This is a genomic window from Muribaculum sp. (assembly GCF_029051885.1).
GTDB lineage: Bacteria > Bacteroidota > Bacteroidia > Bacteroidales > Muribaculaceae > Muribaculum.
This window is the reverse complement of the sequence record NZ_JAIDKI010000168.1, coordinates 7,992-21,934: the sequence shown is the minus strand read 5'-3', so window position 1 is coordinate 21,934 and position 13,943 is coordinate 7,992. Positions and strand designations below refer to the sequence as shown.

The window sequence follows — 13,943 nt, the reverse complement described above, 5'->3', positions numbered from 1 at the left end:
CATAATCCCAATGAATATACTCCTGCTTGGATCGGGTGGCCGCGAATCGGCCCTCGCCTGGAAAATCAGTCAGAGCCCTGCCGTAGGCAATCTTTATATCGCTCCCGGCAACGGCGGTACCGGTGCTTACGGTACTAATGTGGCCATATCGCCGGTCGATTTCCCTGCAATCGCCGCTTTCGTAAAGGAAAATGCCGTCGACATGATTGTCGTTGGCAACGAGGACCCGCTCGTAAAAGGTATCTGGGACTATTTCAAGGATGACGAGAGTGTGCTTGTCGTAGGTCCGTCGCAGGCCGGAGCAGCCCTGGAAGGGAGCAAGGACTTCGCCAAGGCGTTCATGATGCGCCACTCCATACCTACCGCACGCTATCGCAGTTTCACCGCCGACACACTTGAGGACGGATATGCGTTTCTCGAAACCCTTCAGGCTCCTTATGTGCTCAAGGCCGACGGACTCGCCGCAGGAAAGGGCGTGCTCATAATCGACAATATCGATGAGGCCAAAGCATCGCTCAAGGAGATGCTCGGCGGCATGTTCGGCTCTTCGAGCGCCACTGTGGTCATCGAGGAATTCCTCTCGGGCATAGAGTGCTCCGTATTCGTCCTCACCGACGGCAATGGAGGCTACCGGGTGCTCCCCGTAGCTAAAGACTACAAGCGTATCGGCGAGGGCGATACCGGACTCAACACCGGCGGCATGGGTGCCGTGAGCCCCGTGCCATTTGCCGACGACGAGTTTATGCGCAAGGTCACTGAGCGTATTATCGAGCCTACTGTAAAGGGCCTCGCTGAGGAGGGTATCGTTTACCGCGGATTCATATTCCTCGGACTCATTAACGTAGGCGGCGAACCGATGGTTATCGAATACAACGTGCGCATGGGCGACCCCGAGACCGAGGCTGTGATGCTGCGCGTCGATGCCGACCTGGTAGAGCTTATGAAGGCTGCTGCCGAAGGCTGTCTCGGCGACCTCGAGCTGCGCCACGACCCACGTACCGCCGTTACCGTGATGATGGTGTCCGGAGGTTATCCCGGCTCATATGGCAAAGGATACGAAATCACCGGGCTTGACAAGGTGACCGACAGCATCGTGTTCCATGCCGGCACCTCGCGCGACGCCGACGGACGTGTGCTTACCTCAGGCGGCCGTGTATTGTCGGTAAGCTCCTATGGCGACTCTATAGCCGACGCTCTTGCGCGCAGCTACTCCTCAATCGGCGAAATTGCATTTGACCATGCCAATTTCCGCCGCGACATAGGCCGCGACCTGATGGCTTTCGAAAAATAATCTACATATACTCATCAGATAGAAGAGGCGGTTGAAAGGCCGCCTCATTCTGTCTGTACCACCCATACACTACCCGGCCTGCCCGCTGTCAATGACGGTGAGGCCTCCGGATTACCCACCTGTTCTATATGAGAGAGCAACGAATCACCGACTTCTTGCATTCGCGCTACGGATTCATGCTGATGGCCATTATGTCGGCTGCCGCAGCCGGCGGTGCGTACATACAGGCTCCGACCATGGCGCCGGGTACCGGATGGGGGCCGTTGATGTTTTCATTTGCTGAGTGGTTCTCTGCCATCCCGCCTGTGTCTCTGGCATTGGCGGTGGCGCTCAACTTTTTCGTAGCGCTTCTGCTTATATACATCAATAAGCACTACAATGTGCTGCGCTCCATATCTTATCTTTTTGCCGGACTGTTTCTGGTGATGGAGGCGGCGCTCCCTACGCTTTTTGTGCGTATGTCCGACGGCATATTCATCGCTGTGGTCGTGCTGCTTTCTCTCATACCGCTTTATACCACCTTCCAGGACCCCGAGCGCACGCGCAGGGTATTTTCGAGCTTCTGTATTGTGAGTGCCGGCGCATTGGTCGACATCACCTGTGCGGCCTATCTGATAGCTCTGTTTGTAGGATGCTTCCAGATGAGGTGCATCACATTGCGCACCATGCTGGCCGCCATACTGGGTATCATTACGCCGTGGTGGATAGCGTGGGGCACGGGTGTGCTCTCTGTCGGGGCTATAAGACTCCCCGATTTTGTAAGCCTATTCTCGGTGCTTGAGGCCATGAAGATAGCCCAGGTGCTTGTATATGCCGCCACATCCCTGGCCCTCGGTATCGGGTTCGGAATGTTCAATATGCTGAAGATATACAGCTACAATGCCCGCACGCGTGCCTACAACGGTTTCCTTGTAGTTCTTGCCATCACCACGGTGGCGCTTATGGTAATCGACTACAACCGCCTTGTCATCTACCTGCCGATGCTTAATGTATGCACAGCAATCCAGATGGGCCACTTTTTTATAATTAACCGACGCAAGCGCAGCTATATTCCGGTCATATGTGTTATAGGTATATATGCCGTGCTTTATCTGTGGGCACTGTCCTTATAGTCCGACGGTAAATTTCGGTATGATTAACTTCATTCAATCTCAGGAATATCATTGGAAATCCTGTCTGAATCTTTAAACGCCACTCTTTTATCGGTGATGGCTGTATTATTGATTGCTTTTCTGTCGTTATGAAATTTATAATCGAAAAAAACATACCTTTCATCCACGGCCTGCTCGAAGGCATGGCCGATGTCGAATATCTCGCTCCCGAGGAGATTACACCCGAGAAGATGCGCGATGCCGATGCGTTGATAACCCGTACCCGCACTCGGTGCAATGCCTCACTGCTCGATGGTTCGCGATGCCGTTTTATAGCCACGGCCACAATCGGTACCGACCATATCGACCTCGACTACTGCCGTGACCGCGGTATCACTGTGGCCAATGCGCCCGGATGCAATGCTCCGGCTGTTGCCCAATATGTGTTTGCCTCCATCCTGGCCTACCGTAAAGCCTTTGGGCAGGTAGAGGATGCCACTGGTGTAGAAGGCGGCGTGTCAGGCTTGAGCAATGTCACTCTGGCGGTGGTCGGAGTAGGAAATGTCGGCTCGATTGTAGCCCGCTGGGGCGAGGGGCTGGGTATGCGCGTGCTGCGCGTTGACCCGTTGCGCGCCCGCGACGAAGGACCCGACGGATTCTCCACTCTTGCCGATGCCGCCCGTGAGGCCGATATCATCACTTTCCATACACCCCTTACACGCAGTGGCTCATATCCTACCTACCATATGGCTGATGCCGCATTTTTCAGCTCACTCAAGCGCAGACCGCTTATCATCAACAGTGCCCGCGGTCCGGTAGTCGACAACGTCGCGCTTGTGGAAGCTATCGACAACGGTAGTGTCGGGGCTGCGGCTATCGACTGCTGGGAAGGGGAGCCGGCTATCTCTTCCGAACTTCTCGACAGGGCTTTCATCGCCACTCCCCATATCGCAGGATATTCCCGTGAGGGCAAAATCCGAGCTACATCCATGGCGCTCGATGCTATATCCCGCTTCTTTGCGCTCCCCCCTGTGTCGCCCTCCGAGACTGTAGGCTTTCCTATCCCCGAGCACCCTTCTGCCGATGAAATAGCGTCTTCCTACGATCCACTTGCCGACACTGCGGCCCTGCGCCTCAATCCATCCGCGTTCGAAGCCCTGCGCAACGGCTACAATTACCGCGGCGAAGTCCGCTGACTATAATCTTTTTCCTATAGATATAATAATGTTCCTGACGACAGAATTCTAAAAATCCTGTCGGCGGGAATATCATTTATTAAGCAATCTCTCACAAGTTTTCATGTTTTCAATTTAGTGGAATTTTGAATTGTGGGGTAATATTGCTAACTTGCGATTTTTAAAGCGCATGGAAAAACGGATTGCTATGTTGTGCCTGTGGATTTCAGGCATTTTATCGGCTATGGCCTCTGACCGACCGGCTCTCGATTTGTCGATTGCCGGAGTGGAGCCCGACAGTGTCGCGCTTATATCGTCATGTCCTGCCGTATCGTTCCCCGAGATAGATGCCATAGGGCCGGAGTCAATGTTGGCACGCCATAACAAGGAGTACAGGATGCGCCCGTTCCGCCGGCCCTTTATGTTCGACATTTTGATTGGGCCGGCCATATCTCTCGGGTCGCATGGCAGCCGCCACGACTGGGCCGGTCCGCGCCCTAATGCCGTCAACTGGTTCACAATCCGAATCGCATACTATCCGTTGCACCATTGGGGTGTATATCTTTCCTCTTCGTATTCCACCTATAAGCCTCGCCGTTATTGGGCCGATATCACAGGGCTTCCACTTGTCACACCTTCTTCAGATGGATGCCTTATGGGCAGACCTCTGTTCAATGGGGCTGCCGAAGTCGGTATTTCATATCAGGTGCAGTACAGGAAATGGGTATTGCAGGCCAGAGCCGGATACGGGATATTTTGCATGGGAGCGGATGATGATATAATGGGAATATACTATCGGATGGATGACAATTATGTTTATCCGAAATTTGAGATATGCCGGCATATCAGGTCGAATTATGTCTCTTTCGGGCTGACCGCAGGCTATCGGCTGGCGAGAGGCGTCAATGTCGTGTTGGAAGCCGGATATCGTCTGCCGTTCCATTATCCTCATCTTTGGCTCAGTTACTTCGCGCCGGGCGGCCATCATTATTCGGGTAATAATGATATGCATATGCCCGGAGCGGTTGCCGAGAAAGAGATTGTGTCTTCGCCGCGGTGGGGACATGACCTGATGATTTCCTGCGGTTTTCAATTTGTGCTCGATACAGCCCGTACGCCACGCACCAAAGCCTCTCCGCGCCATAAATTCACGGCGCCTCGCTATTCCCATGCCCGCTGAGCCCCCGCATAGGAGGCAAACTCAATAGGAATCCGTGTAATATTGAGCGAATTTCCAGATTTATCACTATCTTAGCGCGAAATTTAATAACTTAAAAACTTCATTTATACCATGAAAAAGAAAATAATGATGTCAATGCCATTGTTGTCTCTCATGCTGCTCGCCTGTGGCGGTAGCGACGATGAAAATATAGTCACCGACAATAATAATGAGCCGGGTTGGGAACTGGTATGGCAGGACGAATTTGACGGCGAGACTATCGACGACCAGGTATGGAGCCGCATCACAGAGGGTACTCCCGACTGGAAGAAATATCAGAGCACCGACGACCGCTGCTATGAGAAGCGCAGCAGCTCGATTGTGTTCTATGGGATTGTGAATGACGACAAGGATGCCGACCCGCGCGATTATCTGTGCGGAGGTCTCTACACGGCCGGAAAGAAAGCATTCGGTCCGGGACGTATCGAGGTATGTGCCCGCATGACCCAGGCCCAGGGCGCGTGGCCCGCGATATGGATGATGCCTTTCCGCTCCGACAAGGGCTGGCCCTACGACGGCGAAATCGACATAATGGAGCATCTCAATTTCGACAAGTCGATATATCAGACTCTCCACTCGGGCTATATTGATGTTGACAACAACAAAGACAACCCGTTGTATTCACGCCAGTCGCCGGTTGCCGATGTCAACAACTTCCATGTCTATGGAGTAGATATTACAGAAGACAAGGTAGTATTCCATATCGACGGTGTCGACCGGCTGACCTATCCGCGCATGGCTGTCGACGGACAGTATCCGTTCTATCAGGAGTGGGATTTACGCATTGATATGCAACTCGGCGGCAGCTGGGTGGGCAGAATCAACGCCAACCAGCTGCCGGTAGAGATGGAGGTGGCATGGGTGAAATATTACCAGTGGCGATAGGTCATACTCCGGTAGCGCCGCCCCCGGTGGTTGAGTCATCGCCCATCGGGGCGGGAGGCACCGTGTCGACATCTTTAAACAGCTTGTCGAGATACTTCTCTTGAAATCCCTGCAATGCCGCCCAGAATCCGGGCACAAACAGTGTACCCAACACGGCATTGACAAGCATCCCGAACACTACCGCTGTTCCGAGCGACACACGGCTTGCGGCGCCTGCGCCGTGGGCCGTCATCATAGGTATCACACCGAGTATAAATGCGATTGCCGTCATCATAATCGGTCGGAAGCGGATTACTCCGGCATCCTCCGCCGCGCCGGGTATCAGCACTCCGCTGCGCCGGAAGTAGGTGGCGTACTCCACAATCAGAATGGCATTCTTTGCCGACAGACCAAGCACGAGTATCAGACCGATCTGTGTGTAGATGCTTATGCTCTGGCCCATGATGATACATCCCAACACACAGCCAAGCACTGCGACAGGCATTGCCAGAACTACAGCAAGCGGGTCGGTCCAGCTCTCATACTGGGCCGCGAGTACAAGTAGGGTGAGTATGATGGCGAAGATAAACACGGCGGTCACTGTTGTGCCCGACTGAGTCTCCTGGTATGCCTCGCCGGTCCAGGCATAGCTGTAGTTGTTGCCAAGGGTATTCTGTACGAGTCGCTCCATAGCCTTTATACCTTCCTGCGAACTGTAACCCTTGGCGAGGGTGGCGGTCACTGACGCTGTGCCATACATGTTGTAGCGTGAGGCGGATGGTTCGCCCATGGTCTGTTCGATGGTAGTGAACGATGCGAACGGCACCATGGAGCCCGATGCGTTGCGCACACTCAGCTTCATTATGTCGCTGATGTTGCCGCGGGCCTCTTCGTCGCCCATCATAGTCACCTGAAATACTCGGCCAAACTCCGTGAAGTCGTTGACATAGCTTCCTCCGGTATAGCCGCTCAGGGTGCTGAACACGTCGCTCATCGTAAGCCCCTGCATCTGCACACGGTCGCGGTCGATATTAAGCCGGTATTGTGGCACTACACCCTGGTACAGCGATGTGATGCGCTCGATTGCCGGCTCCTCTCCGGCGGCCTGTTGTAGCGATGCTACGGCCTTTGCAAGCTCTGCCGCACCGTGGTTGTTGATGTCGAGCAACTGCATCTCCAGGCCTGCCGACATGCCGAGCCCGGGTATGGATGGCGGGTTGACGGAGAATACTATCGGTTCCTGCATGCGGGCGGCGAGGGCGTCGACTTTTTCTATGATGGCGTCGACACCCTGTCCTTTGCCTGTACGCTCTTTCCACGGAGTGAGGGTCACAAACAGTGAGCCCATATTGCTTGCCGCGCCTCCGCCCATGAATGAGAATCCGCTTATGCTCATCACGTTTTCGACCTCGGGTATCTCCCGGCGTATCATGTCGGAAAGTTTGTTGACAACTTTCTGGGTGCGCTCAAGCGACGCTCCCTGAGGCAGCTGGATGGAGCTCATGAAATAGCCCTGGTCCTCCTGAGGCACATAGCTTGTGGGATGGTTGATAAACAGGATGAATCCGAATACCGCTATCGCGATAAATCCGCATGTCGACAGCCACGGTCTTTTCAGCAGAGTATGGATGCAGCGCTTGTATAGATTCTCCGTAGCCTGATATCCCGCGTCGAACCACCGGTAGATGAAGAATTTCGTTTTCTTCCGCGGTGTCAGAAACAGAGCGCACAGAGCCGGGGTAAGCGTGAGGGCGTTGAATCCGGAGAATGCCGTCGATACGGCTATCGTGAGGGCAAACTGCTTGTAGAGTTCGCCGGTGATGCCGCTTACGAAGGCTGTGGGGATAAATACCGACAGCAGCACGAGTACTTCGCCGATTACCGGGCCGGTAAGTTCCTCCATGGCTTTTTCGGCTGCCTGCCGTCGGGAGAGTTTTCCGGCGTCGACAAGGCGCGAGCAGTCTTCCACCACCACAATGGCGTCGTCGACTACGATGGCGATTGCCAGCACAAGGCCGAAGAGCGTGAGGGTATTGATGGTGAATCCCATTATTTTCATTACGGCGAAGGTGGCGATGAGGCTCACCGGAATGGTAATCATCGGTATGACTACCGCACGCCAGTTCTGCAGGAAAAGCAGGATGACAATCATCACGATGAGGGTGGTCTCGACGAAGGTCACGAGCACATCGTCAATCGATGCTGTTACGAAGTCCGACGAGTCGAGCACGATATTGTATTTCACACCCGGGGGAAAGTATTGTGCCAGGCGTTCGAGTTCGGCGCGTGAGTTCTTGCTTACCGACAGGGCGTTGGCGCCCGGCAGCTGCTTGATGCCGAGCAGTGCGGCCTCATGGCCCGATACAAATGTGGTGGCCGAGTAGCTGATGCTGCCGAGGTCGGTGCGTGCCACATCCTTGAGCCGCAGCAGTCCGTCGGCGCCGCTGCGGATGATTATGTCGGAGAATTCCTGGGCTGTGTTGAGATTGCCTTTGCTTACGAGTGTAAACTGAAATGCCTCGTCGGTCGGTGCCGGGGATGCGCCTACCGCTCCGGCCGACACTTCCATGTTCTGCGACTGTATGGCGGCGGTGACATCCTGGGGTGTAAGGTTGTAGAAGCGCATCTTTTCGGGGTCGAGCCATACGCGCATGCTGTAGCTGCCGCCGCCGAAAGCCTGCACTCCGCCCACTCCCTCTACGCGCGACAGTGCGTTGACGAGATTGATGTTGGCGTAGTTGGTGAGATACAGGGCATTATACCGTCCGGTGCTGTCGCCCTCGAGCGAGCAGAACAGTACGATGTTGGTCGATTCCTTGTTGACGGTGACACCCTGTTGCGTCACGGCTTCAGGGAGCTGTGGAGTGGCCTGGTTCAGACGGTTCTGCACGTTGATGGCCGCCTGGTCGATGTCGGTGCCCTGCTTGAATGTGATGGTAAGGCCGTAGCTGCCGTCGCTACCTGAGTTGGAACTCATATACAGCATGTCCTCCACGCCGTTGATCTGCTGTTCGATGGGTACGCCTACGGTGCGGGCCACAGTTTCTGCGTCGGCGCCGGGATAAGAGGCCGATACGCTGACGGTAGGTGGTGTGATGTCGGGAAACTGTGCGACAGGCAGTGAGTTTATGGTCAGCAGTCCCGCGATTACCATGATTATGGCCAGTACGGTAGCGAATATAGGCCTGTCTATGAAGAATTTTGAGAACATGGGCTTCTTTTTTAGAGCATGACGGAAAATGCTATTTTGTCTCGACTGGATTTACCTCCATGCCGTCGCGCACCTTTAGCATGGCCGAGGTGACATAACGGCTCTCGGGGCCGATACCTTTTGTGACTATGCGCAGTGAGTCGTGGTATATGTCGCCGGTCTCGATTGGTGTATAGACTATACGGTTGCTGTCGTTGACCACATACAGGTATTTGCCGAGCTGGTCGGTGCCTATCGAGCTGTCCTTTACCAGCAGAGCATGAGGTGATGCTCCGAATGGCATGTGAACCGTCACATACATGCCGTCGCGAAGTTCGCCGTAGGGATTGTCGACGATACACTTGAGTGTGATTGTACCGGTGCTTTTGTCGATCATCGGCGAGGTGTAGTAGAGGTCGCCGGTGTAGGTGTGGGCGAGTTCGTTGTCAAACGACAGCGGTACTTTGCGGAATATCTCTTCCTGCGGAGTGCCTCTTACACCGAGCATCTGCTGGTACTGCGGTTCGGAGATAGAGAATGTCACTACTACCTCGGCGTCGTCATATATCGTGGCGAGTGTGAATGGCGAGCCGGCACCGGATATATAGGCACCGGGGTCGACTGTCGACGACGTGATATGTCCCTTGAAGGGTGCGCGTATCGTGCAGTAGCCAAGATTGGTCAGCGCCAGATTGAGCTGGGCCTCGGCTTCCTTTATGGCTGCCGCCGACTGCTCCATGTTGCTCTCGGCCTGGATTACGTCGAGTTTGCTTACGGCGTCGCTTTCGAGGGCCTTTTTCATGGCCGCAGCCTGATTGGAGGCGTAGGTGTACTCGCTCCTGGCGGTTTCAAGCGATGCGCGGCTCTGCTTTACGGCGTCGCTGTACTGAGTAGGCTCTATTGTGAACAGTACGGTGCCTTTGTCGACAAGCGAGCCGCTTGTATAGTCGCGCGACAGTAGTGTGCCGTTTACTCGCGCTACGATGTCGGCCGAGGCCCTGGCTCCGGCCGTGCCCGGATAGGTGCGGTAGAGCATCACAGAGTCGGTGACAGGCCGGGCTACATCGACGCTGAGCATCCCTTCCGCGTGGTCGGAGCTTTTGTGGTTGTGACATGAAGATATTATTGTCATTGCTGCGCATGTCAACAGTGCTGTCATCGTATGGTATATCTTTTTCATAATCGTAGGTTTTTGCGTAGTCTAAGCGCTGAAGTGCAGGATAAGATATTTTTTAGGGAGGTCGCATCAGTCATCGGGTTCACTGCATGCCGGCTACGTCCCAGCCGCCGCCAAGGGCCTCGTAGAGGGTGATGAGAGCCGTCAGGGCGTTTCCGCCGGCTGTCACTACCGAGTTCTGGTACTCGAGAAGGTTCATCTGTGCCGTCACTACATTGTTGAACGGCGACAGACCGCGCTTGTACAGGTCGAGCGACAGGTCAAGCGACTTGCGGCTCTGTGCCACCACCTCTTCGAGTATGTCGAGGTTGCGCAGGGTGCCGGCATATGTGGTTATGGCATTGTCGGCCTCTTCCACGGCTGTCATCACGGTGTTGTTGTAACTCTCGATGCCGATTTCCATCTGTTGGCGTGCGCTCGCCATATTTGCCCGCCTCGACATTCCGTCAAATAGAGTCCATGTGAGGGTAGGGGCTATCGAATATGTGAGACTGTTGCGTGAAAACAGGTCGCCCGCGTTGTGAGCGCTTGTCCCGATTGCTCCGTTGAGCGAGAGTGTAGGCAGGAAGTCGCGTTTGGCTATGCCGAGTGCAGCGGCGTAGGATGCCAGTTCGTATTCCGACTCCACTATGTCGGGACGCCTGCGCAACAGCTCGGCGGGTACACCTACCGGCACTATCTGGCGGTGGTCGGGGAGGGGACGCGGAGGCTCGAGCAAATCGTTGATATCGCGCGGATAGACCCCGAGCAGCAGGGCGATTGAGTTGATGGTAGTGCGTATCGATGTGCGCAGCGTGGGCATCGACGCCTGTGTCGAATAGTATACGATACGGGCCTGTGTCACGTCGAGCATTGAGGCGAGTCCGGCCTCATGGCGAGCCTCGGTTATCTTGACTATCTTCTCCTGCGATGCTATGTGCTCTACGGCTACCTGCCATTCGGCCTGCCATACGCGCAGGTTCACGTAGGCTTTGGCGATGTTGGCGCATAGCGTCACCATCGTAGCGGCATATTCGGCGCGTGTGGCGTTGTACAGTGCCTTCTGTTGCGCGGCCTTGGCCGAGATTTTGCCGAACACGTCGATTTCCCAGCTCATATTTAGCCCGAGCGAGAAATAATCGGCGGTGGTGGCTGGCATCGACATGTCGCCGAGAGCTCCCGACGAGCGGGCTTTGGTCCAGCCCCCCTGTAGTCCGAGCGATGGATAGTATCCGGCGCGGGCGGCTTTGAGTGCCTCCTTGGCCATGGCTATACGCTTCCCGGCGATTACTACGTTGGGATTGTTTTCGATACCGCGCACTATCAGTGAGTCGAGCAGCGGGTCGCCGAGCTGATGCCACCAGTTGTCGTCGGTAGGTATCGACTGGTTGAAGTGCTCGTCGTAGGTCCAGTGGGCAGGTACGGAGTCGGTAAGCGCGGCCTCTCCCGTATGATTTCCTCCGGCATAGGCCGCCGCGGTGTAGAGCGAAAGGAGGGCGGCAAGGAGGGTGTGGCGCAGACACCGGGCCGGTTTGCGAAATAACAGATACATGTGGCAGAGAAGTTATAGTAAGGTTTACGTTTCAGGCTTCCTTTGGAGAATCAGTCCCGGAAACTCTTCGGCGTATTGATACTATAACCTTCCGTTGCCTCAATTAGTTAGCATTCATCTACTGTATTTAACAACTTTTAAACGCCCTCCCGAGCCGATAGTTGGTTATGTCGGACATACCCGGATATGGCATTCGCCCCGGCTTTTCCTATAGGTGGGAAAGCCGGGGCGAATGCATTCAATCAAATTTGGGGTTATTCCTCCGGAGCTGTCCATACGAGGCGCTCGCTCAGGGGGTTGCCGTCGGCGTCGATCAGCAGCAATTGGCTTATGCCTTCACCGAGGCGTTCGCGCGGTATGCGTACAGGTGAGTCGGCTCCTATCGGCGATACGCCTTTGAGGATACCGCGGGTATGTACCACGAGCATGGCTCCGGCAGGCACATTGCCCACGGCGCTTGCCGTAATCGCGTTGTGGTTGTTTTCGCTGCCGGCCACGTGGATTACCGCCGCGCGGCTGTCGGCCTCAGGCAGTGCGTAGCTGTCGGTGCCTACTTTCAAGCTGTATTTTTCGCCCGCCTTGGGTGTGATGGTAAATGTACCCATACCGGCGTGGAGTGTGGCGAAGCTGCATATCGATTTGCCTTGGCTGTCGACAACCTCGCCGGCAATGTCGCGTCCGAGACCGTCGGTGCCGATGGCTTTCACGCCCACCTTGCATGGCGTGCCGGGGATGAGGTAGCCGCCCTCGGGATGGAGCGTGACAGAGATTGTAGTGTCGGCCGAGGGTAGCTTGATGTAGCGGCTGTAGTTGCCGTTGCTGACGAGTATGGTGCCTGCCTTGCGCTCATTCTTCGAGAGCTGGAATTCGATGGTCGGCTCCCCTTTCTTTATTATGCGCTCCTCTTCGCCGGCCTTTATCGTCATGGGATTGACAGTGCTTTTACGCTCTACGGTCATGCGGTTGTTGACAAGGCTCTTGATGTCGAACCCTTCTCTCAGCGCGTAGGGACTGAGCACCTTCACCCCTTTCCGGAAGAAATACTCGGGGCCGAGATTGCGCATGAATGTGGTGTAGGCACTCAGGGTGTATGTCCCCTCGGGCAGTTCTATCGGCAGAGGGATATAGCCGGTAAACCGGCCTTCGTGTTTGAGCAGCTTAACGCGCTTTACCAGTTCGCCTGTCGGAGTGGAAAACTCTACATATACGTAGCGGCTTGCGTCGGCCTGGCGGTGGGTGGCGGCATCGACTACAAAGGGGCGCATCCAGATGGTGTCGCCGGCGAGATACACTCCCTGGTCGGTGGTGATGTGTATCGCCTCCTGCGGATATTCGAGCAACTGGCGGTCCATTCTCGCCGCGATGCTGTCGGGGTGTAGGGCGGCATGCATTGTCATGGTTGCTCCTGCCGCCATGATTGCTGTCATTATCGAGGTGATTATCTTTTTCATACGAAGTGTAGTTATTGTGTGGATTGTTTTGTTTTCCGGAGATTGGGTCTACATGTCATTTTCTGTAATCTACAGTCTTGCCTTCGGGCGAAATCCCTTCGATGGTAACTGCGATGTCGGAGGCACCCTTTCCTGATGGAATCGGCAGAACAAGCTCGCCTGACAGATCGGCCGACGGAATCCATGCGACCGTAGCGCCGTTCTGCTCTTCGATGGTACCCTCAGGAGTATATGCCGGCATGTAGTATTGTTTTCTTTTCTGATAGCCAAGTGGCATGACCAGCTTAAATTCCGGTGAGAGTTCAGCCTTTATTTTGCCGGGATTCTTGGTGGTGATGTTCAGTACGCCTCCGTTCCTCTCGTCAAGGATGGAGATGTTGTTGAGGGCGCTACGGTAAAACAACATCGACAGATGCGGCGGGATGAATGACACCGTCTCGTTGTCGATGAACGGGTAGATGTTTTCCAGATCGGAAAGTTTCAGTTTGTCGCTGAATAAGCCGGTGTCGATAGAGTTGGGAACATCAGAAATAGTACTCGCAGCGCCGGGAAGGGTGACGCCAATAGTGGATTCGGAGGGAATTGAGTAGGGAGAAGGTTCTGAACCGAGAGGTTGTGCATTTTGATTGGGTTTCCCTGACAGCCGCATTATCTTTGAATGCTGTTCGGGATATACCGATAGGTTCTTGTATCGCAGACGCTTCAACTCCGCCGGCGATGAGCCGATATAACGTCCGTCAACCCATACAGCCACCGGCACCTGTTGGAAATACAATTGGTCGTTGACCACGTTTACACCGGGGACATTGGCCAGCGCCTGCTCGTAGCTGCGGATATCGGGATTGTCATCGGGATGGATACAGGCGGAGGCAAGTATGTCGATGGCGTTGGCCCCCTCGCGCTTTTTGGTGGCGCGGACCACGACTTCGCGTAGTGAGATTTGCATTCCCTGCG

10 protein-coding genes are annotated in these 13,943 nt (G+C 55.0%); 5 read left to right on the top strand and 5 right to left on the bottom strand.

Annotation, left to right across the window (positions count from 1 at the left end; translation table 11 throughout):
• The first annotated feature begins 10 nt into the window (after nt 1-10).
• The 5 genes from purD (at nt 11) to K2I50_RS07300 (ending at nt 5,661) form a co-directional block, all read left to right on the top strand.
• The gene (gene purD, locus K2I50_RS07320; RefSeq protein ID WP_301025666.1) at nt 11-1,291 is read left to right on the top strand and encodes a phosphoribosylamine--glycine ligase; all 1,281 of its coding nucleotides are present in this window, start codon (nt 11-13) and stop codon (nt 1,289-1,291) included.
• A gap of 128 nt (nt 1,292-1,419) precedes the next feature.
• The gene (locus K2I50_RS07315; protein ID WP_301025665.1) at nt 1,420-2,403 is read left to right on the top strand and encodes a hypothetical protein; all 984 of its coding nucleotides are present in this window, start codon (nt 1,420-1,422) and stop codon (nt 2,401-2,403) included.
• Nucleotides 2,404-2,531: 128 nt separating this feature from the next.
• Entirely contained in the window at nt 2,532-3,578 is a 1,047-nt protein-coding gene (locus K2I50_RS07310) for a 4-phosphoerythronate dehydrogenase (protein WP_301025663.1), read from the top strand.
• Between the two features lie 169 nt (nt 3,579-3,747).
• Nucleotides 3,748-4,737 carry a hypothetical protein gene (locus K2I50_RS07305; RefSeq protein WP_301025661.1) on the top strand — a complete coding sequence of 330 codons (990 nt, stop codon included), beginning with the start codon at nt 3,748-3,750 and terminating at the stop codon, nt 4,735-4,737.
• A gap of 111 nt (nt 4,738-4,848) precedes the next feature.
• Nucleotides 4,849-5,661 carry a glycoside hydrolase family 16 protein gene (locus tag K2I50_RS07300; RefSeq protein WP_301025659.1) on the top strand — a complete coding sequence of 271 codons (813 nt, stop codon included), beginning with the start codon at nt 4,849-4,851 and terminating at the stop codon, nt 5,659-5,661.
• Nucleotide 5,662: 1 nt separating this feature from the next.
• Here K2I50_RS07300 and K2I50_RS07295 read toward each other — a convergent pair whose 3' ends face one another.
• From K2I50_RS07295 to K2I50_RS07275, 5 genes are all read right to left on the bottom strand, one after another.
• Nucleotides 5,663-8,851 carry an efflux RND transporter permease subunit gene (locus K2I50_RS07295; protein WP_301025657.1) on the bottom strand — a complete coding sequence of 1,063 codons (3,189 nt, stop codon included), beginning with the start codon at nt 8,849-8,851 and terminating at the stop codon, nt 5,663-5,665.
• A gap of 31 nt (nt 8,852-8,882) precedes the next feature.
• Nucleotides 8,883-10,010 carry an efflux RND transporter periplasmic adaptor subunit gene (locus K2I50_RS07290; protein WP_301025656.1) on the bottom strand — a complete coding sequence of 376 codons (1,128 nt, stop codon included), beginning with the start codon at nt 10,008-10,010 and terminating at the stop codon, nt 8,883-8,885.
• Nucleotides 10,011-10,089: 79 nt separating this feature from the next.
• Nucleotides 10,090-11,538 carry an efflux transporter outer membrane subunit gene (locus tag K2I50_RS07285; protein WP_301025654.1) on the bottom strand — a complete coding sequence of 483 codons (1,449 nt, stop codon included), beginning with the start codon at nt 11,536-11,538 and terminating at the stop codon, nt 10,090-10,092.
• A gap of 254 nt (nt 11,539-11,792) precedes the next feature.
• Complete coding sequence (locus K2I50_RS07280; RefSeq protein WP_301025652.1) at nt 11,793-12,989, bottom strand: MG2 domain-containing protein; 1,197 nt, start codon at nt 12,987-12,989, stop codon at nt 11,793-11,795.
• 55 nt (nt 12,990-13,044) lie between these two features.
• On the bottom strand, nt 13,045-13,943 hold an 899-nt coding region (locus K2I50_RS07275; RefSeq protein ID WP_301025650.1), incomplete at its 5' end, for a hypothetical protein.